Origin of the sequence: Pseudomonas sp. SJZ103 (assembly GCF_007828335.1) — a bacterium.
Lineage (GTDB): Bacteria > Pseudomonadota > Gammaproteobacteria > Pseudomonadales > Pseudomonadaceae > Aquipseudomonas.
In genome coordinates, this window is the sequence record NZ_VIUN01000003.1 from 512,283 (window position 1) to 534,576 (window position 22,294).

21 protein-coding genes, 1 tRNA gene and 1 pseudogene are annotated in these 22,294 nt (G+C 59.2%); 10 read left to right on the top strand and 13 right to left on the bottom strand.

The genetic code is table 11. The annotated features are described in order from the left end of the window. Window positions 1-118: 118 nt before the first annotated feature. Window positions 119-328, top strand: a pseudogene (locus tag FBY10_RS10395) (LysR family transcriptional regulator); the annotation flags it as partial. On the opposite strand, the gene FBY10_RS10400 reads toward FBY10_RS10395, so the two are convergent. Then, window positions 246-1,340, bottom strand: coding sequence for a fatty acid desaturase (locus FBY10_RS10400; protein ID WP_145335762.1), 1,095 nt, complete (start codon window positions 1,338-1,340; stop codon window positions 246-248). The pseudogene FBY10_RS10395 and the gene FBY10_RS10400 overlap by 83 nt on opposite strands. Window positions 1,341-1,441: 101 nt before the next feature. Between FBY10_RS10400 and FBY10_RS10405 the strand changes: the two genes are divergently transcribed. After that, the gene (locus FBY10_RS10405; RefSeq protein WP_131697003.1) at window positions 1,442-2,446 is read left to right on the top strand and encodes an AraC family transcriptional regulator; all 1,005 of its coding nucleotides are present in this window, start codon (window positions 1,442-1,444) and stop codon (window positions 2,444-2,446) included. Window positions 2,447-2,569: 123 nt separating this feature from the next. Here the strand turns inward: FBY10_RS10405 and FBY10_RS10410 are convergent, their stop codons facing one another. Beyond that, window positions 2,570-2,935, bottom strand: coding sequence for a response regulator (locus FBY10_RS10410; RefSeq protein WP_131697004.1), 366 nt, complete (start codon window positions 2,933-2,935; stop codon window positions 2,570-2,572). 38 nt (window positions 2,936-2,973) lie between these two features. Next, complete coding sequence (locus FBY10_RS10415; RefSeq protein ID WP_145335760.1) at window positions 2,974-3,660, bottom strand: Crp/Fnr family transcriptional regulator; 687 nt, start codon at window positions 3,658-3,660, stop codon at window positions 2,974-2,976. Window positions 3,661-3,743: 83 nt separating this feature from the next. Between FBY10_RS10415 and FBY10_RS10420 the strand changes: the two genes are divergently transcribed. Further along, window positions 3,744-4,271 (top strand): DUF962 domain-containing protein, encoded by a 528-nt coding sequence (locus FBY10_RS10420; RefSeq protein WP_145335758.1) that lies wholly within the window; start codon window positions 3,744-3,746, stop codon window positions 4,269-4,271. Between the two features lie 126 nt (window positions 4,272-4,397). On the opposite strand, the gene FBY10_RS10425 is transcribed toward FBY10_RS10420, so the two are convergent. From FBY10_RS10425 to dibA, 6 genes are all read right to left on the bottom strand, one after another. Then, window positions 4,398-5,378: a sulfate/molybdate ABC transporter ATP-binding protein gene (locus tag FBY10_RS10425; RefSeq protein ID WP_131697007.1), complete on the bottom strand. Its 981-nt coding sequence runs from the start codon at window positions 5,376-5,378 to the stop codon at window positions 4,398-4,400. Between the two features lie 3 nt (window positions 5,379-5,381). After that, complete coding sequence (gene cysW, locus FBY10_RS10430; RefSeq protein WP_131697008.1) at window positions 5,382-6,254, bottom strand: sulfate ABC transporter permease subunit CysW; 873 nt, start codon at window positions 6,252-6,254, stop codon at window positions 5,382-5,384. A 13-nt stretch (window positions 6,255-6,267) separates the two neighbouring features. Further along, window positions 6,268-7,086 carry a sulfate ABC transporter permease subunit CysT gene (gene cysT / locus FBY10_RS10435; RefSeq protein WP_027607868.1) on the bottom strand — a complete coding sequence of 273 codons (819 nt, stop codon included), beginning with the start codon at window positions 7,084-7,086 and terminating at the stop codon, window positions 6,268-6,270. Between the two features lie 140 nt (window positions 7,087-7,226). Next, on the bottom strand, window positions 7,227-8,237 hold the full coding sequence (locus FBY10_RS10445; protein WP_131697009.1) for a sulfate ABC transporter substrate-binding protein: 1,011 nt from the start codon (window positions 8,235-8,237) through the stop codon (window positions 7,227-7,229). Between the two features lie 65 nt (window positions 8,238-8,302). Next, window positions 8,303-8,485: a sulfur starvation response protein OscA gene (oscA, locus tag FBY10_RS10450; protein ID WP_003170956.1), complete on the bottom strand. Its 183-nt coding sequence runs from the start codon at window positions 8,483-8,485 to the stop codon at window positions 8,303-8,305. A gap of 240 nt (window positions 8,486-8,725) precedes the next feature. Continuing rightward, a complete protein-coding gene (dibA, locus tag FBY10_RS10455; RefSeq protein ID WP_145335756.1) occupies window positions 8,726-10,639 on the bottom strand; it encodes a phosphodiesterase DibA in 1,914 nt (637 codons plus the stop codon). 166 nt (window positions 10,640-10,805) lie between these two features. Between dibA and desA the strand changes: the two genes are divergently transcribed. Together desA and FBY10_RS10465 are read left to right on the top strand one after the other, a co-directional pair. Then, window positions 10,806-11,990, top strand: coding sequence for a delta-9 fatty acid desaturase DesA (gene desA / locus FBY10_RS10460; RefSeq protein WP_131697011.1), 1,185 nt, complete (start codon window positions 10,806-10,808; stop codon window positions 11,988-11,990). Between the two features lie 188 nt (window positions 11,991-12,178). Next, on the top strand, window positions 12,179-13,180 hold the full coding sequence (locus FBY10_RS10465; protein ID WP_145335754.1) for a sensor domain-containing diguanylate cyclase: 1,002 nt from the start codon (window positions 12,179-12,181) through the stop codon (window positions 13,178-13,180). Between the two features lie 106 nt (window positions 13,181-13,286). Here the strand turns inward: FBY10_RS10465 and gabT are convergent, their stop codons facing one another. Together gabT and gabD are read right to left on the bottom strand one after the other, a co-directional pair. Then, on the bottom strand, window positions 13,287-14,564 hold the full coding sequence (gabT, locus tag FBY10_RS10470; protein WP_131697013.1) for a 4-aminobutyrate--2-oxoglutarate transaminase: 1,278 nt from the start codon (window positions 14,562-14,564) through the stop codon (window positions 13,287-13,289). Between the two features lie 181 nt (window positions 14,565-14,745). Beyond that, a complete protein-coding gene (gene gabD / locus FBY10_RS10475) occupies window positions 14,746-16,188 on the bottom strand; it encodes an NADP-dependent succinate-semialdehyde dehydrogenase (RefSeq protein ID WP_027607874.1) in 1,443 nt (480 codons plus the stop codon). Window positions 16,189-16,558: 370 nt separating this feature from the next. Here gabD and FBY10_RS10480 point away from each other — a divergent pair. The 3 genes from FBY10_RS10480 (at window position 16,559) to FBY10_RS10490 (ending at window position 18,300) form a co-directional block, all read left to right on the top strand. Further along, a tRNA-Arg gene (locus FBY10_RS10480) sits at window positions 16,559-16,635 on the top strand. Window positions 16,636-16,856: 221 nt separating this feature from the next. Beyond that, window positions 16,857-17,870: a DNA-binding protein gene (locus FBY10_RS10485; protein WP_145335752.1), complete on the top strand. Its 1,014-nt coding sequence runs from the start codon at window positions 16,857-16,859 to the stop codon at window positions 17,868-17,870. A 4-nt stretch (window positions 17,871-17,874) separates the two neighbouring features. Beyond that, window positions 17,875-18,300, top strand: coding sequence for a type II toxin-antitoxin system death-on-curing family toxin (locus FBY10_RS10490; protein ID WP_145335750.1), 426 nt, complete (start codon window positions 17,875-17,877; stop codon window positions 18,298-18,300). Window positions 18,301-18,504: 204 nt separating this feature from the next. Here the strand turns inward: FBY10_RS10490 and FBY10_RS10495 are convergent, their stop codons facing one another. Then, window positions 18,505-18,765 (bottom strand): DUF6429 family protein, encoded by a 261-nt coding sequence (locus FBY10_RS10495; RefSeq protein WP_145335748.1) that lies wholly within the window; start codon window positions 18,763-18,765, stop codon window positions 18,505-18,507. 300 nt (window positions 18,766-19,065) lie between these two features. Here FBY10_RS10495 and FBY10_RS10500 point away from each other — a divergent pair, with 300 nt between their 5' ends. Both FBY10_RS10500 and FBY10_RS10505 read left to right on the top strand, forming a co-directional pair. After that, window positions 19,066-19,842 carry an AraC family transcriptional regulator gene (locus FBY10_RS10500; protein ID WP_145335747.1) on the top strand — a complete coding sequence of 259 codons (777 nt, stop codon included), beginning with the start codon at window positions 19,066-19,068 and terminating at the stop codon, window positions 19,840-19,842. Window positions 19,843-19,945: 103 nt separating this feature from the next. Beyond that, on the top strand, window positions 19,946-20,851 hold the full coding sequence (locus tag FBY10_RS10505; protein ID WP_145335745.1) for a DMT family transporter: 906 nt from the start codon (window positions 19,946-19,948) through the stop codon (window positions 20,849-20,851). 109 nt (window positions 20,852-20,960) lie between these two features. Here FBY10_RS10505 and FBY10_RS10510 read toward each other — a convergent pair whose 3' ends face one another. Then, window positions 20,961-22,025 (bottom strand): 2,3-butanediol dehydrogenase, encoded by a 1,065-nt coding sequence (locus tag FBY10_RS10510; RefSeq protein WP_237683137.1) that lies wholly within the window; start codon window positions 22,023-22,025, stop codon window positions 20,961-20,963. Window positions 22,026-22,294: the final 269 nt, after the last annotated feature.

Here is a 22,294-nt window from a genome sequence, read left to right on the forward strand (position 1 = left end):
ATGCTTCGTTGACGGAATAAGTAACCCTCTTAAAATCCCGGTTCTCCCACAGGATGCCGGGCACACCATGGACCTTCGCCGACTGCGCTACAACGAACACCGCAGCTTCGTGCGCGCGGCGGACGCCATCGGACTGGGGGCTGAAGAAGCCTTAGTCGAGGCATTCGCCCGGGGCGAGTTGCAGGTGCTGCACTGGCGCAACCTGCCCCACGCCCTCGACAGCTTGAACAACCGCTGTGGTGTGATCAGCCGCGCTGGGGTGCGCTTGTCGCCTGCGGCGAAAGCGTTGATCGAGACGCTGCTGGCGGTGGAAAGCCAAGCCGATTAGCCCGCGCAAACGTACCGAAATCATTGAAGCGCACGCCCATCTCGGCCATGACCTTATGCGCCACCTTGGCCGTCATCTGGCGGATGTAGAACGGCTCCTTCACCACAAAATGGTGAATCCCGTGGGTGCTGCCGAAGTTGAAGCAGAACGCCTGCAACGGCCACATCCACCACGGGTTCAGCACTTGGGTTTGCTGGATCACATTGCCCGGTTCCACATCGCCGTAGTAGTGCATGTTGGAGCTGACAAAGTGCAGGCAAAAGGTGCGCAGCACGTTGGGGCCGATGATCACCACGGCGGCGATGTCGATCACGTGCATCATCTGCAAGGTGCCGGTGGACCAGTCGATCGGCGTGCCCAGCAGGCTGGCGATGCCGTTGGCGGCATGGAAACCGAGGAAGAGGTACCACGCGCCCCAATGCAGCAGCGCCAGCGGTGCGTAGACCAGCAGCGAGCGCTTGAGGATCTTGAGTTTGTGGCCCCAGGTCTTGGCGCGCAGCATGCGGATAAACGCCGACATCACGTTATCGCCCACCATCAGCAACCGCGCGAAGCCCCAGGGCTCGCCGTTGGTGATCGCACGCTCCTCCATATCGGTCTCGGTGCCGGAGACCTTGTGGTGATTGAGGTGCAGGTGGCGACGGATCCACGGGTTGATGGTGCTCGGCCGCGCCAGCCACACCAGGCCCATCATCAGGTTGTGCGGCACGCGCTGTTTGCGAAAGTACATGCTGTGGATCAGGTCGTGTTCCAGCTCGTGAGTCAGTGAGGCCAGGAACGCATTGAGCAGCAGGCAGGCCCACCAGGCCATGTGACCGCTGATATAGAGCGCCGCCGAGCCGATCATGCCCAGCAAGGCAAAGGCCAGGATGCCCGCGCCCAGGGCGTCCTGATGCTGCAACCACGGGTGCCGGCGACGCAAGCGCACGCCTTCGGCGAGCACCACCTCGCGGATATGCGCCGAACGCTGTTGCGCGTTCATCTGCTGGGGACTTGCAGAAGTACCGTCCATGCTCCCATCCTCTTATTCATTGATGGTTACATCCTGCACCAGGGCTTCTTGCAGGACGCTAGCCCCACACGCCAACCTGTTGACCGCAAGCGCCAATCGCCATGACCGAACCGACTTCCCTCGCCAGCTGGACCCGCGCCCTGCGCAAGCAGCTCGATGCCCTGGGCCTCGACAGCGCCGCGCTGTGCGCCCAGGCCGGGCTCGATCCGCAGCAGATGGACGACCCCAACGCGCGTTACCCGCTGTCGGCCACCACGCGTTTGTGGGAACTGGCGGTGCAGGCCAGCGGCGATCCGGCAATCGGGTTGCGGGTGTCGCGGTTTGTCAGCCCGACCACCTTTCATGCGCTGGGTTATGCGTTGGTGGCGAGCGGCAGCCTGCGCGAGGTGTTCGAGCGCATCGTGCGGTATCACCAGGTGGTCAGCGATGCCCTGACCCTGGAGCTCAGCGGCGATGGCGAGCGCTACCGCTTTCGCCTGCTGCAACCGCCGGGCAGCCCGGCGCCGGCGCTGGAAGCCATCGATGCGTTTGCCGCGATCTATGTGCGTACGTGCCGCAACCGCCTGGGCCGCGACTATGCGCCGTTGGCGGTTTACCTACGGCGCCCGCAACCTGCCGACCCCAAGCCCTGGCACACGGTGTTCCGCGCACCGGTGTTTTTTGGCGCCGAGGAAGACCGCCTTGAATTCGCCGCCAGCGATTTCGACAGCCACTTGGACGACGCCAACCCGGAACTGGCCGAACACAACGAAACCGTGCTCAAACGCACCCTCGCCCAACTGCAACCGCTGACCTGGGAACGCAAGGTGCGCGCGGCCATCGAGGCGCAACTGCCCGATGGCGAGCCGAGTGCCGAGCGGATTGCCCAGGCACTGCACTTGAGTTTGCGCAGTTTGCAGCGGCATCTGGCGGATGAGGGGTGTCGTTTTGATGCGCTGCTCAATGAGTGCCGGGAGAATCTGGCGTTGTTGCATCTGCGTGATCCACAGTGCTCGTTGGCGGAGATCAGTCATCTGTTGGGGTTTGCTGATACCAGCAGCTTTAACCGGGCGTTCAAGCGCTGGACGGGGATGACGCCGGGGCAGTTTCGGGATGGGTTGCGGTAGGGGGATTTGTGGGGAGGCTGAAGGCCTCATCGGGAGCCCCCTCCCACATTTGAAATGCGTTCTCCTGTGGGAGGGGGCTTGCTCCCGATGGCAATCTTTCAGGCACTACAGTGACGGGATCAATCAGCGACCCCGATCGCGCCGCAACAGTTTCTTCACCCGCATCACCAACCCCTTGGCCTCAAACGGCTTGAGCAGGTAATCATCCTCATGCAGCTCCAAGCCGCGCAGGCGATCCTCAATCCCGCCCGGCGTGGTCAGGAACAACACCGGCGTTTCGCCCTTCTGCCGGATCGCCTGCTGCAGCTTCCAGGCATTCAGGCCAGGCAGCATCACATCCAGGATCACCAGGTCGTACTCAGCGCTTTCGACAAAGCGCTGCGCCGCCATGCCGTTGGCCGCAACTTCCACGGTGTAACCGGCCTCGTTCAAGCCCTGGGCCATCCGCTGTGCCTCTTCGGATTCATGTTCCACTAACAGGACGCGCATAACACACCTCGATTGATCAGGTTTGCAGGCTAACACCCTCAGGTGTGCGCCGCCTCTCGTAGCCGCTGTGCATCGAGGATTTCGATCTCGCCGTAGCCCAGGCGCACGATGCCCTGGGTTTGCAGGTCCTTGAGCAAGGCATTGGTGGTCTGGCGCGACAGGCTCAACATCGCCGCCAGGTCTTCCTGGGGCAGTTGCAGCACACGCTTTGACAGTTCCATGTCGCCGTAACCCTCAACGATCATCAACAGTCGATGGGCCAGGCGAACCGAGGCGGGCATCAGGCTGAGCTGTTCGAGGCCAATAAAACTCAGGCGCAGCTTCTGGCTCATCAGCAACGCCAGGTCGCGCCAGTACCGAGGGGATTCATCAAGGATCTTCAACAGCGCCTGCTGCGGCACCTGCACCAGCGTGCACGGCCCCGTGGCGCAGGCGTCATGGGTGCGCGGCAAACCGTCGAACAGGCAGATCTCGCCGAACCAGTAGGGCGCCCCCACCAGGCTCAACAGCGCTTCCTTGCCGTGCTCATTCACCGCACTGACACGCAGGGTGCCGTCGAGCACCGCATACAAGCCACAGGGCGGGTCGCCGCGCTTGAACAGGTACTGTCCCGCCGTCAGCTGCCGCAGCCGCGCATGGGCCAGCAGACTATGCTGGAAAGGTACGGGCAGGTGACTGAACCAGTGACCGACGGCCAACCGGGAGTGCCATTGCGTCGCGTCCATGAGAACTCCGAAGATTGTCGCCCAGCTGACAGTTAGTCCCAGGCTGACAGGGCATGATCAAACATCCTACAGGAGGAACAACAATGAAAAGCCTCGTCGACCACCTCAGTCAATACGCCGCCTACCACCGCGACCCACGCAATATCGCCAGCCACTTCATTGGCATCCCGATGATTGTGGTCGCGGTGGCCGTGCTGCTGTCACGCCCCGAATGGGCGGTGGGCGGGCTGTGGCTTTCCCCGGCGGTGATCGTCGCGCTGTTTTCGGCGTGGTTTTACCTGCGGCTTGAACTGGCCCTGGGGGTGCTGATGACGGTGTTGATGGGCTTGTCGGTATGGGCCGGGCATGCGTTGGCGGCGCAGAGCACGATGGTGTGGCTCAGCAGCGGCGTCGGCCTGTTTGTGGTGGGTTGGGTGATTCAGTTTGTCGGGCATTACTACGAAGGCAAGAAGCCCGCGTTTGTGGATGACGTATCGGGGCTGATTGTGGGGCCGTTGTTTGTGGTGGCGGAGGTGGCGTTTTTGCTGGGGTTGCGCCAGGGCCTCAAGCAACAGATTGAGAAGCGCTCGGGACCGGTGGTTCGCCGCGATCTGAAGCCGAGACAGGTCTGAATGTGGGAGGGGGCTTGCTCCCGATTGCAGTGGGTCAGCAGCAGATAAGCTGGCTGAAACACCGCTATCGGGAGCAAGCCCCCTCCCACCTTGAACCTGTTTCACATTGGGATTTCTGTTTGGGGCTCAGGCTTTCTGCCAGACCTTGGGTTTGAAGAACAAGGTCTCGCCGCGAGCCAAACCGGTCAGGCTGTCGTGGTCTTTCACCACTTCGGCTTCGATCAGGTCTGTCTGGCCTTCGACCTTCAAGGTTACCCGCGTGGTCGCGCCCAATGGACGAATATCACGCACTTCAGCCGCGTGGTGGTCTTCCAGCTCATGCCGCGACAGCGACACTTCGTGGGGGCGGAACAGCACGTGCTTGTCTTCACCCAGGTGCAGGCGGTTGGAGTCGCCGAGGAAGTGGTAGACGAAATCGCTGGCCGGGTTTTCGTAGACGTCGCCCGGTGAGCCGATCTGCTCGATCACGCCTTTGTTCATCACCACGATGCGGTCGGCGACTTCCATGGCCTCTTCCTGGTCGTGGGTCACGAACACCGACGTCAGGTTGATGTCTTCGTGCAGGCGCGCCAGCCAGCGGCGCAGTTCTTTACGCACCTTGGCGTCGAGGGCGCCGAAAGGTTCGTCCAGCAGCAGCACTTTCGGCTCCACCGCCAGGGCGCGGGCCAGGGCGATACGCTGGCGCTGGCCACCGGAGAGCTGTTCCGGGTAACGGTCGGCCAGCCAGTCCAGCTGCACCATGTTCAGCAGTTCGTGAACCTTGGCCGCAATCTGGCTTTCGCTCGGGCGCTGTTTTTTCGGTTTCATGCGCAGGCCGAAGGCGACGTTGTCGAACACGGTCATGTGGCGAAACAGCGCGTAGTGCTGGAACACAAAACCGACGTTGCGATCGCGCACGTCGTGGCCGGAGACGTCTTCACCGTGGAACACGATGCTACCGTCATCCGGGGTTTCCAGGCCGGCGATGATGCGCAGCAAGGTGGTCTTGCCGCAGCCGGAAGGCCCAAGCAAGGCCACCAGCTCGCCACTCTGGATATCCAGGTTGATGCTGTCCAGGGCCTTGAAGGCGTTGAAGTTCTTGCTGACATTACGGACTTCGATCGACATGACTTATTCCTCAGCCGCAGCGGCGCGCAGGCGATTAATACGGTTCTCGCTCCACTGCTTGAGCAGCAGGATGAAGAGCGCCAGGATCAGCAGCAGACTCGCCACCGCAAAGGCGGCAACGTGGTTGTATTCGTTGTAGAGAATCTCGACGTGCAGCGGCAAGGTGTTGGTCACGCCGCGAATGTGGCCGGACACCACCGACACCGCGCCGAACTCACCCATGGCCCGTGCGGTACACAGCACCACGCCGTAGATCAGGCCCCATTTGATGTTCGGCACGGTGACATGCCAGAACATCTGCCAGCCATTGGCTCCGAGCAGGCGCGCGGCCTCTTCTTCCTGGGTGCCCTGCTCCTGCATCAGCGGGATCAGTTCACGGGCGACGAATGGCACGGTGACGAAGATGGTCGCCAACACGATGCCGGGCAAGGCGAACACGATCTGGATGTCATGCTCCTGCAACCACGGGCCAAACAGGCCCTGGGCGCCGAACATCAGCACGTAGACCAGGCCTGCGATCACCGGGGAGACCGAGAACGGCAGGTCGATCAGCGTCACCAGGATGCTCTTGCCACGGAACGAGTACTTGCTCACGCACCAGGCGGCGCTGACGCCGAACACCAGGTTGAGCGGCACCGAAATCAGCACGGCGATCACCGTGAGTTTCAGTGCGGACAACGCGTCCGGTTCAAGGATCGCGGTGAAAAACGTACCGAGGCCGTTCTTCAAGCCCTGAGACACCACGATAAACAGCGGCAGCAGCAGGAACAGGAAGAACACCAGCCACCCCAGGCTGATCAGGATGCGCCGGGAAACAGCACTGCCACGGCGGGCTGCGTTGGCCGAGGATGCCGCGGAAATAGACGATTGGGACATGTTCCGCGCCTCCTTATGGACGTTCGATGCGCCGCTGCAACAAGTTGATCAGCAGCAGCAGGACAAAGGAAACCACCAGCATCAGCACGCCAATGGAGGTGGCGCCGCGGTAGTCGTACTGGTCGAGCTTGACCATGATCAGCAGCGGCAGAATCTCGGTTTTCATCGGCATGTTGCCGGCGATGAAAATCACCGAGCCGTACTCACCGACGCCACGGGCAAACGCCAGGGCGAAACCGGTCAGCCAGGCGGGCAGCAGCGCGGGGACGAGGATGTAGCGGAACACCTGCAACGGCTTGGCGCCCAGGCAGGCGGCGGCTTCTTCGATTTCCCGGGGGATATCGGCGAGTACCGGCTGCACCGTGCGCACCACGAACGGCAGGGTCACGAAGGTCAGCGCCAGGGTGATGCCCAATGGGCTGTAGGCGATCTTGAAGCCCAGGTCAGCGGCGAACTGGCCCACCAGGCCGGTCGGCGTGTACAGCGCCGTCAGGGCAATACCGGCCACGGCGGTGGGCAGGGCAAACGGCAGGTCGATCATCGCATCGATGATCTTGCGGCCGGGGAAGGTGTAGCGCACCAGCACCCAGGCCAGCAGCGTGCCGATCACGCCATTGATCAGGGCGGCGTACAGCGCGGTGCTGAAGCTCAGTTTCAACGCCGCCAGCACACGGGGTGCGGAGATGATGTTCCAGAACTGATCCCAGGTGAGTTGAGCGGCGTGTACGAACATCGCCGCCAGCGGGATGAGTACGATCAGGCTGAGGTACACCACGGTGTAGCCCAGCGTCAGCCCGAAGCCGGGTATGACGGGGGAAATACGACGCGACATAAGAGTCCTTGGTTAAAGGTAGAAACCACTGTAGGAGCGAGCTTGCTCGCGAAGATGGTCAACGATGACGCGGGCATTCTGAATGAACGCGGTGCCCTTGAGTTCTTCGCGAGCAAGCTCGCTCCTACAGGTACTTTGGCTTACTGCGCCGTGTAGATCTGGTCGAACACGCCACCGTCGTTAAAGAATTTCGGTTGGGCAGTTTTCCAGCCGCCGAAGTCTTTGTCGATAGTCACCAGGTCCAGTTTCGGGAACTGTTGGGCATATTTGGCGGCGACTTTTTCATCGCGTGGGCGGTAGAAGTTCTTCGCCGCAATCTCCTGGCCAGCCGGGCTGTACAGGTGCTTGAGGTATTCAGTGGCGATCTCGGTGTTGCCCTTTTTCTCGGCGTTCTTGTCGACCACGGCCACCGGAGGCTCCGCAAGGATCGACAGGGACGGTACGACGATGTCGAACTTGTCGGCGCCGCCGTCTTCTTTCAGGGCCAGGAAGGCTTCGTTTTCCCAGGCCAGCAACACGTCGCCCTGACCGTTGTTGACGAAGGTAATGGTCGAACCGCGCGCGCCGGTGTCGAGGATCGGCACGTGCTTGAACAGCTCTTTCACGTATTCCTGGGCCTTGGCTTCGCTGCCACCGGATTTCAGGCCGTAGGCCCAGGCGGCAAGGAAGTTCCAGCGCGCACCGCCGGAGGTTTTCGGGTTAGGCGTGATCACCGACACGTCTTTCTTGATCAGGTCGCCCCAATCCTTGATGCCTTTAGGGTTGCCCTTGCGCACCAGGAACACGATGGTCGAGGTGTATGGAGTGCTGGCGTCGGGCAGGCGGGTCTGCCAGTTCTCCGGCAGGGTCTTGCCCAGCTTGGCGATTTCGTCGATGTCACCGGCCAGGGCCAGGGTCACCACGTCGGCGCGCAGGCCGTCGATCACTGCCCGGCCTTGCTTGCCCGAACCACCGTGGGATTGCTGGATCTTGACGTTGTCGCCGGGGTGAGACTGTTTCCAGAAGTTGGTGAACTCAGCGTTGTAGTCCTGGTACAGCTCACGGGTAGGATCGTACGAAACGTTGAGCAACTCGTAGTCCTTGGCAACCGCGGAACCGGCAAACACGGCACTGGCCAGGGCGGCCAGGGCATAACGGCGAATCGACGACATAGAAGCTCCTGAAATTCTGGGGTGTTGGCTTTTTCTTATAGTTGCGGGTCTATCGCCGTTCTTGCTTAGCTCGGTTTGTTACCCGGGTTCTGCAAACGGAATTTTTCCTTGCGTTCGATCTGTACCACTTGGGCGTTGTGCACAGTGATTTCCACCGCGCCAAACCGCAGATCGCGCAAGGCGCTCTGGATCTCACGCAAAATGGCTGCTTCGTCCTGGCCGTCGACGCTACGTAGAGATGCGCTCATGGTCTCGCTCCTGAAATGAATAGTGCCTCGCAGTGGCGGCACTGCTTGCGGCGTAGGGCGATAGTAGATAAGCGCGGATATTCTTAAAAAGACTATTTGAGAATTTTTATATAACCAAAAAGAATTTTCTGGTAGGGCGTGGGGTTGCGAGAGGGTTTTGTGTCTGAGCGGAGAAATTAGGCCTTGTGAATATCCAAATGTGGGAGGGGGCACAAGCCCCCTCCCACATTTGAATGCATTTCAAGCCTGAATGGCGGGTGCGCGGTCCCAGTCAATTTCCAGCGCCGGCATCGGCCGTCCAAACCAGTACCCCTGGCCCATATCGCAGTTCTGCTCCAACAAGAACCGCGCCTGCTCCACCTGTTCGATCCCCTCGGCATGCACCTGCATGCCCATGCTTTTCGCCAGGGCGATCACCACCCGCACGATGGCGGCATCGTCTTCGTCCCACGGTAGCCCGGCGACGAAGCCCTGGTCGATCTTGAGCTTCTGCACCGGCAGGCGCTTGAGGCGCAACAAGGAGGAATAGCCGGTGCCGAAGTCATCAATGGCCAGGCGCAAGCCCAGTTCGCGCAAGCGGTGCAGCTGTTCCAGGGCCACTTCAGGGTCATCCATCACTGCGCTTTCGGTGACTTCAAGCTCAAGGAAAGCCGGGTCCAGGCCGGTATCGTGCAGCACCTGGGCGACCTGATCGTAAAGTTCGCGTCGGGCAAACAGGCGGCTCGACACATTGATGGCGATAAAGCTCAACGGCAAACCGTCGGCCAGCCATTGGCACATCTGTCGGCAGGCCTGGTCCATCACCCAGCCATCGATATCGGCAATCAGCCCGGTGCGTTCGGCGATGGGGATGAAATCGCCCGGCGGCACCAGGCCACGCTCGGGGTGTTGCCAGCGCACCAGCGCTTCGACGCCGATCAGGCGGCTGGTGTGCAAATCGTGCACAGGCTGGTAGTAGACGCGCAGTTCCTGCCGTTCGAGGGCGCGGCGCAGCTCGCTGGCGATTTCCACCCGGTTCTGCGCGTGGGCGGTGAGTTCTTCGGTGTACAAGGCGTAGCCTTCGCGGCCCACGCTTTTGGCCTTGAAGAGTGCAGAATCGGCGTTGCGCAGCAACTGCTCGGCGCTCAGGGCGTCATTGGGGAACAGGCTGATGCCGATGCTGGCGCTGATAAACAGTTGATGGCCATCAAAGATGAACGGCTGTTTCATCTCATCCAGCATGCGCTGCGCCAACGCCGCCGCCTGCACCACCTGTGAGCAATTTTCCGCGAGCACCGCGAACTCATCCCCGCCCAGGCGCGCCAGGGTGACGCCGGGGCCGAACAACACCTTGAGCCGCTCGCCCAGCAGCTTGAGCAACTGGTCGCCCACGTTATGGCCAAGGCTGTCGTTGATGATCTTGAAGTGGTCCAGGTCCAGCAACAGCAGGGCGCAGCCGCGTTTGTGCAGTTGCGCCGAGGCCAGCGCCTGCTCGGCGCGGTCGGTGAACAGCAGGCGGTTGGGCAGGTCGGTCAGCGGGTCGTGGTGAGCCAGGTGGGCCAACTCGTGCTCGGAATCCTTGATGGCGCTGATGTCGGAAAACACCGCAACGTAATGGCTGAGATGACCCAGGTCATCGTGAATCACGCGAATGGTTTGCCACTGTGGATAAATCTCACCGCTTTTGCGCCGATTCCAGATTTCACCGCTCCATTCACCGGTGTGTTCCAGGGTCTGGAACATCTGTTGATAGAAATTCGACGAATGGCGACCGGACTTGAACAGGCTCGGCTGCTGGCCCATGACGTCCTCGCACTGGTAGCCGGTAATTTCCATGAAGGCCCGGTTTACATGCACGATCAGGCCCTTGGCGTCGGTAACCAACACCCCTTCGCGGGTGCAATCGAACACGGCAGCAGCCTGGCGCAGGCGCTCGCGGTTCTCTTTCAAGGGTTGCTGCTGCTGGTGGGCTTGAGCAGACCGGGCACAAATCAGGGAGATCAGCAGGGCGCTGAGCGCTACCCACACATAGACGCGCATCTGCAACCACCGGTGCAGGTCGGTCGGATTATCGAGAAACTCGATCAATATCCGATGAGTGAGGCCTATCCAGAAGCTCGAAGCCAGCAGGTATACCAGCCCCGCACGCAGGGCTCCACGGTATGAAAACAGCATATGCCTAGTAATCCTTACTAAAAGCCAAGAATCATCCTACAAAGAATGGGGATTATAGGATATGTAACATCTGGTAAGTCTTATCTGAAAGGGCCGCTGGTTTTCTCTGTAGGCTTAGTGATAATGCGTGAGCTGTTCTTTTCTTTATCTGAGGGCCATACAGCCTATGTGGTACAACGGTTTTCTTGACTTGTCGGCCTGGCAACTGGTGGCAGTCACTCTGTTGATGACCCACGTGACCATCGTTGGGGTCACGGTCTATCTGCACCGCTATTCAGCCCATCGCTCCCTGGAGCTCAATGCTGGCCTGAAACACTTCTTCCGCTTCTGGCTGTGGCTGACCACGGCGCAGAACACCCGCGAGTGGACCGCCATCCACCGCAAGCACCACGCCAAATGCGAGACCGTCGACGACCCGCACAGCCCGGTGATCAAGGGCCTGTCCACCGTATTGCGCAAAGGCGCCGAGCTGTACCGTGCCGAGGCCGAAAACCCCGAGACCCTGCGCATCTACGGCAAGAACTGCCCGGACGACTGGATCGAGCGCAAGATCTACACCCCTTACCCGCTGCTGGGTGTGGCGATCATGGGCGTAATCGACCTGCTGCTGTTCGGCACCATCGGCATCACCATCTGGGCAATCCAGATGATGTGGATTCCGTTCTGGGCCGCCGGTGTGATCAATGGCCTGGGCCATGCCGTCGGCTATCGCAACTTCGAATGCCGTGACGCCGCCACCAACCTGGTGCCGTGGGGCATCATCGTCGGCGGCGAAGAGCTGCACAACAATCACCACACCTACCCCAACTCGGCCAAGCTGTCGGTGAAGAAGTGGGAGTTCGACCTGGGCTGGGCGTGGATCAAAGTGTTCAGCTTCCTGCGCCTGGCCAAGGTGCAGCGTGTGGCACCGATTGCCCACCGCGTGGAAGGCAAGGGCCATCTGGACATGGACACCGCCATGGCGATCCTCAACAACCGCTTCCAGATCATGGCCCAGTACCGCAAGTTGGTGATTGGCCCGCTGGTCAAGCAGGAGCTGGAGAAGGTCGATCACTCGGTGCGCCACCAGTTCCACCGCGCCAAACGCCTGCTGTCGCGGGAAACCAGCCTGCTGGATGACCGCCACCACCTGCGTATCCAGAGCATGCTGGAACACAGCCAGGCGCTGAAAGTGATCTACGAAAAACGCCTGGCGCTGCAGCAGATCTGGCTCAAGACCAGCTCCAACGGCCACGATATGCTGGCGGCCATCAAGGAATGGGTACACGAGGCCGAGGCCAGCGGCATCCAGTCCCTGCGGGATTTTGCCCACCAATTGAAGACCTATTCGCTGCGACCTGCATCTGTATGACAACATGGCGGGAGGGCCCTCCCTCCCGCCCATCAGCTTTTTGGCGCCATTTCTCGGACACCGTCAATCGATACTATTGACGGAACTTCACTGCAATTCGCCTCTCTCAATGAACACTTCGCCATCATGGTGACCCCTTGTAGTGACCGCTGCTTGATCTTGCGGCGCGCCCAGAGAGAGTTGTGCCGATGGTTCTCGAAAAGCCCTTCACCACCGACAGCCCTACCGCTGACCCTCCGCGTCCGGCTGCGGCAGCAACCCTGCTGGCACTGGTACATGCCCAGGGCGAAGTCGAACGACTGAGCGAACGCGAACAATTACTGAGTTCGCTGCTGGTCAGTGTGAATGCCGTGCTCTGGGCCATCGATTGGCAAACCCGCCGCGTGCTCTACGTAAGCCCGGCATACGAACGGATTTTTGGACGTTCCGCCGGCCTGTTGCTGGCCGACCACCGCGAATGGCGCAACAGCATTCACCCCGAAGACCTCGATTACGCCGAACACAGCCTGGCGCGCGTGCTGGAGCAGGGTGCCGTGGAGGATCGCGAGTACCGCATCATCACCGCCGACGGGCAGATCCGCTGGCTGAGCGACAAGTGCTACATCAACCAGCAGGTCGAACCTGGCGAGCCGGTGATCGTGGTCGGCATAGCCGAAGACATCACTGAAAAAAAACAGATGGAACTGGAGCTGCACCGTCTCGCCACCACCGACGTGCTGACCCAAAGCAGCAACCGCCGACACTTCTTCGAATGCGCCAACCAGGCCTTCGACAGCGCCTGCGCCCAAGGCGCGCCGCTGGCCTTCCTGCTGTTGGACATCGATGACTTCAAGGACGTCAACGACACCTACGGCCATCTGGAGGGCGACCAGGTGCTGCGGCGTATCGCCGAGAGCGGTCGCGGGGTACTGCGCCGTGGCGATCTGTTCGGGCGCATTGGCGGCGAAGAGTTCGCCGCAGTTCTGCCGGGTTGCGCGCCGGAGATGGCGTTGCAGGTGGCTGAACGCCTGGGCAAAGAGATCCAGGAGTTGAGCTTCAGCTATGAAGGCCAGGCGTTCAGCGTGACCATCAGCCAGGGCCTGGCCAGCCTGACCGAGGAGGACTCCACCCTGGACAGCCTGTTCGCCCGCGCCGATGCCGCCATGTATGAGGCCAAGCGCCTGGGCAAGAATCGCGTGATCGCAGGCTGAATGCCGATCACTGTGGGAGGCGCGGTGCGACGAGGTCTGAAGGTGCTGCAAGCGCACAAAAAAAACCGCCGAAGCGGGTTTTTCTATCGATCAGGCCAACTTCCGCTTACAGCTCGGAGAAGCACTCTTCGATGATCGCCAAGCCTTTGTCCAACTGCTCGTCCGGCGAGGTCAGCGGCACCAGTACGCGCAACACGTTGCCGTAGGTGCCGCAGGACAGCAGGATCAGACCCTTGTCACGCGCCTTGGCCACTACAGCGGCAACGGCCGCAGCGTTTGGCTTGTGGCTGTCGCCGTCTTCAAACAACTCGACCGCGATCATCGCGCCCAGGGCACGCACGTCACCGATTACCGGGTACTTGGCTTGAATCGCCTTGAGGCCAGTCACCAGGCGCTCGCCGACAGCCTTGCAGCGGTCCAGCAGGTGCTCTTCTTCGAACACTTCCATCACTGCCAGCGCAGCGGCGCAAGCGATCGGGCTACCGGCGTAGGTGCCGCCCAGGCCACCTGGGGCAATGGCGTCCATGTATTCGGCCTTGCCACACACACCGGCCAACGGGAAACCGCCAGCGATGGATTTGGCGAAGGTGGTCAGGTCGGCGGCAACGCCCATCTGTTCCATGGCGAAGAACGTACCGGTACGGCCGGCACCGGTTTGCACTTCGTCGGCGATCAGCAGGATGCCGTGCTTGTCGCACAGTTCACGCAGGCGCTTCATGAACGGCTTCGGCGCGACGTAGAAACCGCCTTCGCCTTGTACCGGCTCGATGATGATGGCGGCAATATCACGCGGCTCGGCATCGTTCTTGAAGATGCGCTCGATGCTGGCGATGGAGTCGTCGTCGCTGACACCGTGCAGTTCGTTCGGGTACAGCGCGCGGAACACACCGCCTGGCATCAGGCCCATGCCGGCCGAGTAAGGCACGACTTTACCGGTGAGACCCAGGGTCATCATGGTGCGGCCGTGGTAGGCGCCGGTGAACGCGATCACGCCGGCACGGCCAGTCGCGGCACGGGCGATTTTCACGGCGTTTTCAACGGCTTCGGAACCGGTGGTGACCAACAGGGTTTTCTTGGCGAAATCGCCTGGAACCTTGGCGTTCACTTTTTCGCACACTTCGACGTACGGCTCGTAGGCCAGTACCTGGAAGCAGGTGTGGGTCAGCTTGTTCAGCTGCTCGGTCACGGCGGCGATGATTTTCGGGTGCACGTGGCCGGTGTTCAGCACGGCGATACCGCCGGCGAAGTCGATGAACTCGCGACCTTCAACGTCGGTCACGGTGGCGTTCTTCGCGGATTCGGCGAAGATCGGGTGAATCTGGCCAACACCGCGCGGTACAGCGGCTTCGCGGCGTTTCATCAGGGAAGCGTTGGTCTTGCTCATAAAGTCCTCATTCGCCACTCATCGGGTGGCGTTGCTCAAGGAATACGTGGCGGGGAGGCAACTACGGCAGCATGCGATGATCGACTGCCACAGCTTTCCCGGCCACTACGAAAAACGGTGTGAAACACGCAAAGGGTCAGCGCTCTCGTGCCCTTTGCGTTTACTGCAATCCCTTCCCGGCTTAGATGCCCAGGCAGAGGTATTTGATTTCCAGGTAGTCCTCGATCCCGTACTTGGAGCCTTCACGGCCCAGGCCCGAGGCCTTAATGCCGCCGAACGGCGCCACTTCGTTGGAGATCAACCCGGTGTTGACCCCGACCATGCCGTATTCCAGGGCTTCGGCCACACGGAACACACGGCCCAGATCGCGGGCGTAGAAGTAGGAAGCCAGGCCGAACTCGGTGTCGTTGGACATCGCGATCACTTCGGCTTCGTCTTTGAAGCGGAACAGCGGTGCCAGCGGGCCAAAGGTTTCTTCCTTGGCAACGGCGGCGTTTTTCGGCACGTCGACCAGGATAGTCGGTTCAAAGAAGTTGCCTTCCATGACCTTGCCACCGGCCAACAGCTTGGCGCCTTTGCTCAGGGCGTCGGCGATGTGTTCCTGGACCTTGGCCACGGCTTTTTCGTCGATCAGCGGGCCGGTGGTGGTGCCTTCTTCCAGACCGTTGCCGATCTTCAATTTGGCCACCGCGACTTTCAGTTTTTCCGCAAACGCGTCGTACACCGAATCCTGGATGTACAGGCGGTTGGCGCAGACGCAGGTCTGGCCGTTGTTGCGGTACTTGGAGATGATCGCGCCTTCGACGGCCTTATCCAGGTCCGCGTCGTCGAACACGATAAACGGCGCGTTGCCGCCCAGCTCCAGGGAAACTTTCTTGATGTCCTTGGCGCATTCAGCCATCAACTGGCGACCGATTTCGGTCGAGCCGGTGAAGGACAATTTACGCACGATCGGGTTGCTGGTCAGCTCGCCGCCGATGTCGCCGGCGCTGCCGGTGACCACGCTCAGCACGCCTTTCGGGATACCGGCACGGTGCGCCAGCTCAACCAGGGCCAGGGCCGAGAACGGGGTTTGCGAGGCAGGCTTGATCACCATGGTGCAACCGGCGGCCAGGGCCGGGCCGGCTTTACGGGTGATCATCGCGGCCGGGAAGTTCCACGGGGTGATGGCGGCGGTCACGCCGATAGGCTGCTTGATCACGATCAGGCGCTTGTCAGGCTGGTGGCCGGGAATCACGTCGCCATAGATGCGCTTGGCTTCTTCGGCGAACCACTCGATAAAGGACGCGGCATAGACGATTTCACCCTTGGCCTCAGCCAATGGCTTGCCTTGCTCGAGGGTCATCAGGCGACCGAGGTCGTCCTGGTTTTCGATCAGCAGCTCGAACCAACGGCGCAGCTTGTTGGCGCGCTCCTTGGCGGTCAGCGCACGCCAGGCCGGCAGCGCCTTGTCGGCAGCTTCGATGGCACGGCGGGTTTCCGCAGCGCCCATCTTTGGCACGGTACCGATAATCTCGCCCGTGGCAGGGTTATTGACCTTGATGGTCTGACCGTTGTCCGCATCCACCCAAGCGCCATCGATAAAGGCCTGCTGGCGGAACAACTGGGAATCTTTGAGCTGCATGTCGGCTTTCCTTAACAGCACCGCGCGCACGCGGAGCGAATTAGAGTTGTTGAAAGGCGCCTTGTGGGCTGCCGTCAGGGAAATCAGCCCCCGCGCGCGCGATCAACGAATAGCGCACGAGAGACAGAGCGTTTGAAATCTCAAACGAATCCTAGGATCAATGGGGGTACAGGGCAATAGTCTGTTCGAAAAAAAGAACGAAAACGGCGCATTTGCCGGAACTTTCAGATCAGCGTGATTTGAGCGCGTTCCGCCGCATTGACCAACGGCGCCCGGCGCAGGGCCTTCCACCGGCAAATTCCTACTGGGAAACGGCCAAAGACCGGCATGGACGCCCAAGGTCGACATGGGTATGATGTCGCCCGCACAAGCATCCGTAGCTCAGCTGGATAGAGTACTGCCCTCCGAAGGCAGGGGTCGTGGGTTCGAATCCCGCCGGGTGCACCAGATACAGATGAAAAAGCCTCAGGTCGAAAGGCCTGGGGCTTTTTGCATTTATTAAGACGCAACTCAGATTATATAAACCTGCAAACACTTTAGTCCTCGCCCAAATTACCTAAACGCGCACTGTCCAAGGCCTACAAAAATCCAATAGACTCACTCAATAGATTGAGCTCACCGAAAGGCTTTTTTAAAACCACATAATCTACTGATTACAAAGGGATTTTATGGCTACCGATTTCACCACATCAGCGAAAGAAAGGCAGAACGTGCTGAACAACAAATTTGCTCTTACCCATGCCGAAGAGCATCTGGCACTAGGCGGCGTGTCCTACAATGGGGAAACAGTTTTTACCAAGCAGCAGTTAATCGAGTTATTCGACATTAGCGAGGCTACGATTGAACGCTATATCACAGGCCATGCCGACGAATTAAAGGCAAACGGCTATCGCCTGATAAGAGGAAAAAACCTTAGAGATTTCAAGGAGTTAGCTCATGGTACCCTCATCAGCGAGGGTACCAAAACCAGTATATTGGGCCTGTTTTCATTTCGCTCCCTACTCAATTTGGCGATGTTACTCACGGAGAGCGAGCAAGCAAAAATCATTCGTTCGCGTTTGCTGGATATAGTTATAGACGTAATGGCCGAAAGATCTGGTGGGCATACAAAATTTATTAATCAAAGAGATCAGGATTACTTACCCGCCGCTTTTCAAGAATATAGTCATCGAGCAGAGTTTACCGCCGCACTGGGCGCTTATCTAGAAATGGGGCCAGTGAAATATGGCATATACACCAATAAAATATATCAAGCCATCTTCCATGAAAATGCGATAGAGTATAAAAGAATACTGAAGCTAGCCGAAAAAGATAATATGCGAGAGACATTATACGCGGAAGTAATTCGAGCGATTTCCGCCTTTGAAAGCGGCTTAGCTAGTGAAATGAAACAAATTCATGATGCATACAATAGAAAACTAGTACCTGCAGAACTAGATCAGCTGATAAAGAACGCTGAAAACAATCCATATCTGAAACCAGTATTGAATGAAGCCCGAATTAAAATGGCCAGTAGAGATCTCTGTTTCAGGGAGGCGTTGCACGAGAAACTAGAAGGTTATATTCAAACAGTTCCTGAAGGGGACTTTGAGCGTTTCTTGGGGGAAACGAGTAAATCGCTGGAGGAGCGATTAGCTGACCCAGAAATGCTTGCCGTATTCAAAAGACTGAAAGACCGATAAAACCATGTTTTTCTACTTTGACACCTTCCATGCTATTGGCATTCATGACTGGATCATTACAAACTCAGGAGGCAGAGCGGGCACTCTTAACATTGGCAACATAGACAGCCCTCTTGAACATGTAAAAAATGACGATTACTACCCACAAATAGAGGACAAACTCACATTCTTAGTTTATTCGATAAATAAAAACCATGCTTTCAATGATGGCAATAAACGCTCCTCCATTGCTCTAGGAGCTTATTTTTTAGAGCTTAACGGATATGACTATGCAGTTTCAGGTTTCATATCTAGAATGGAGAATATCGCGGTATGGGTGGCAGACAACGTGGTCGGCAGAGACCTACTTCATGAGCTAATTACCTCTATGATCTATGAAGACGATTTTTCTGAACAGCTTAAATTAAAACTTGTAATGGCAATATCATAATTACTCCTCTTAAACCCAATATCTCCACCCAATATTAGGCTTATGTGAATAACCTAATTAATTTACCTATTAAGCAACACTCTAACTGTGCAGGAAAATCCTCTTAGGAAAGCGTTTGTGCAGCGTCAACAGCTTTTAACTGCTAGCTTTTCTTTCTCATATGCGACCCATAAATCCCAACTAACGGATGTCCGTCGTATGAAGTCAGGTGTCCGACTCGCATATATGTTTCACTTGGGTTCCTACTCCAAACAACCGATCGGCTATCTGCCGACCTCGCTCCAACCCTTCAGCCGTCAACCAGATCGATTTGCTCTTGTTCATCGGATTACTGATGAAACCATTTTCATGTAATCGATTCATGGTCTCAAAGTCGAACCCTTTCCAAGCATTACCGTTATCAAAACTGAAGGTTGCCAACAGGGCAAGCACGGCTTCTTCAATTAGTTTATCGTCGTATTCCATGATCGGTGCTCCGCTCATACTCTTCTAACCGCTCTATGAACTACGCATTCAAAGCTAGCAAATGAACCCGGATGCTGTGCTCCCGATTTCTTTCTGGAGCCGGTCTGCCATGATGCGACCTGATACAAAAGTAGAAAAATGTATCTGTGTCACAAGTCTGTCGACTTCCAAAAATCCATCGACGGCCTGGAAGCGTACAACAATAACAACACCCCCCATCCAAAATCTTCCCCAGATACAGCCTGGCATCCAAACAGACCGCTGACATACGATACCCCCCTCACCCCCGGAGACTCACGGATGAGCACCCCCACCCCCCAATTGCTCTCCCTGTCATTGCGCTCTTACTCCGGCCAGGTTGAGCTTCACCAGCATGACTTTCATCAAGTCGTACTCCCCCAATCCGGGTCGATGGAGATTGAGGTCGACGGACGAGGCGGCAAGGTCGATGCGAGTCAGGGGGTGGTGATTTCTGCCGGGGCCCGGCATACGTTTCTGGCCAACCCCCATAACCGTTTCCTGGTGCTGGACGTTTCGACCGACGGTGGCGAAGCGCAGCAGGGCGCGGTTGCGTCATTTGACCCACTCAACGACAAGCGCTTTTTTGCGGTCAGGCCCGATATACGGCATTTACTCGATTACGCCAGCAGCAACGGGTCACGATTGGTCGGCTCGCTCGCGATGGCCGAGTCCTGGAGTCGGTTGCTGTTGTGTTCGTTATTGCAGCCCGAGGTTGCGCGGAGTGATCCCGGCCAGTTCATTCTTGCTCGCGCGTTGGCCTACATCGAGCAGCACTTGGGCACGGCCCTGACGGCGCATGATATTGCGCGTTATGCGGGCACGAGTGAGCGGCGTTTGTATGTGCTGTTTGGGCAGCACCTGAACACAACGCCGTTCTCGCATATCGCGAACTTGCGCCTGAATCTGGCCATTGACCTGTTGCGCGAAACGTCTTTGTCGATCATTGATATTGCGCATCGCGCCGGGTACGCCGACCAGAGTGCGTTAACCCATGCCCTGAAGAAAGCCCGCCATCTGACGCCGGCCGTGGTGCGTAAACAAGGGCGCACCCCCTGAAAAAACAGCAGTCCCGAACAATTCTTTGGCGGGCCTGATCAATACTCGGTCTCTCGACCTTTCTATTGTTCGCGCTTGAGGATTTTCCGCAGACGGGGCTTGCATGAGCACTTCCAACCCATCCATCACCCTTGCCAAGGGCGCCGCCAGTGCGACGCTGATCGGGGTGATTGCCGTGTTTTTGTGGGCGTGCCTGGCGCTTCTGACCACGTTGACCGCCGGGATCCCGGCCTTTCAGTTGCTGGCGTCGAGCTTCGCGGTCGCGTTCGTGGCCAGCCTGTGCGTGCTGGGGCTGCGTGGCGCAGCAGGGTTCAGCAGTTGGCGCCAGCCCTGGTCTGTGTGGGCGACGGGGTTTGCCGGGATCTTCGTCTATCACGCGTTGTATTTCTTTGCCCTGAAGGCCGCGCCTGCGGCTGAAGCCAGCCTGATTGCCTACCTGTGGCCGCTGCTGATCGTGCTGCTGTCGAGCTTTGCCACCGGCGAGTCGCTGCGCAAGCGCCAGCTGTTGGGCGCCTTGCTCGGCCTGGCGGGGACGGCCTTCATCATGCAGCTGCGGGCCCGGAGTGACGGTGCGTCGATGCCGGTTATCGGTTACGCCGCAGCCTTTGCGTGTGCCTGGGTCTGGGCGATTTATTCGGTGTTCAACCGGCGGTTCAGCCATGTTCCGAGCAGCATCATCGGGGGAATCTGCGGGCTGGTGGCTGTGGCCGGGGGGCTCTGCCACCTGGCTTTCGAAACCACGGTGCGGCCTGAGCCGGGCCAGTGGGCGGCGATCATTGCCCTGGGGCTGGGCCCGGTAGGCCTGGCTTTTTTCGCCTGGGACCACGCGACCAAGCACGGAAACCTATCGATGCTGGGCGCCCTGTCTTACCTGGCGCCGCTGTTCTCCACGCTGCTGCTGATTGCCGTGGGGCAAAGCGAGGCCAAGCAGATCCTGATGATCCCCGCGGTGTTGATCATTACGGGGGCGGTCATCGCCACTTCACGCTCACGCACGTCCTCACGGTGATCTCGACGGGCCGAGTTTTTCAGTCGCGCCCACACGGGCCCCACTCCCCTCCTCTGTCTTGCTTGGGGAGTCAGGAGTGGGGCAAAGACTGCGGCGGTGAGCGTGCGCGTCAGACCCTGGCAGGCGACACAATGATCTTCACATTGTGTTCCTTGTTTTTAACCAGCTCCTCAAAGCCCTGCCCCACGATCTCCTCCAACTGAATGCGCCCCGTCACCAGTGGCGAGATGTCCAGCCGCCCATCCGCGATAAACGCGATCACGTCGGCGAATTCCCCGTTATAGGCCAGTGCGCCGAGCACCTGTTTTTCCGTGGCCACCAGCTCGAAGAAGTTGAATTCACTGGGCTCTTCGAAGATGCCCACCAGTACGCACTTGCCGGCCTTGCGGATCAGGTCGATGGCGAGTTTGGCCGTGTGTTTGTTGCCGATGCATTCGAAACTGACATCCGCGCCGAGCCCGCCGGTGAGGCGGCGTACTTCGGCCAGGGCATCGCATTCGTTGGGATCGAGCACATGGGTCGCCCCCACTTCCCTGGCCTTGGCCTTGCGCGCGCCGGACATTTCCAGCGCGATCACCTGCGCCGCGCCCGCCGCCTTGGCGCACATGATGGTGCACAGGCCGATGGTGCCGGCACCGACCACCACGACGTTTTGCCCGAGCAGGCTTCCGGCTTTTTTCACCGCGTGCATGCCGACGGCCAGAGGCTCGATCAGTGCACCGGCTTCAGCGGGGAAGTTCGCCGGTAGCTTGTACAGCAGGTTGGCGGGCACGTTGACCAGTTCGGCGAAGGCGCCGTTGTTCATCAGGCCGGTGAAGGCCAGGTTCTCGCAAATGTTGTAGAGCCCGTGGGTGCAGTAGTAGCACGTGCCGCAATGCTGGCAGGCATCGGCCGCCACCGGCTCGCCGACGCTGAAACCCTCCACGCCGGCACCGAGTTCGACGATCTCGCCACAAAACTCATGACCGAGAATGCACTGGCCCTTTATCCCGGTCAGCGGGTGCGGGGCGTCGACCGGAATGAACACCGGGCCGGCCACGTACTCATGCAGATCGGAGCCGCAAATGCCGCACCATTGCACGCGGATCTGCACCCAACCGGCAGGCGGCGAGACGGGCAGCGGCACGTCTTCGACGCGGATGTCGTTACGACCGTGCCAGACAGCGGCACGCATGCTGCGTTGCGAGTTGCTCGAAAGGCTCATAGCGAAGTCTCCTTGAAACGGTTGGCACTGGCGCGCCGGATGGGTTGCCAGGGGCCAGAGCAAGGCCGGTGCCAGCTGTGCAAAAACGCCTGGACACGCCTTTCTTAGAGCCGCCGGATGCAAACCCAAGGGTGGCCGGCATCGAGGTCAAACGAGACGCGCCATGCCAGATCGCGCACGGTAGCGACGAGACCGTGAGACGTTGCGTCTCAGCGCAAGCCCTAATGCCAGTCAGTTAA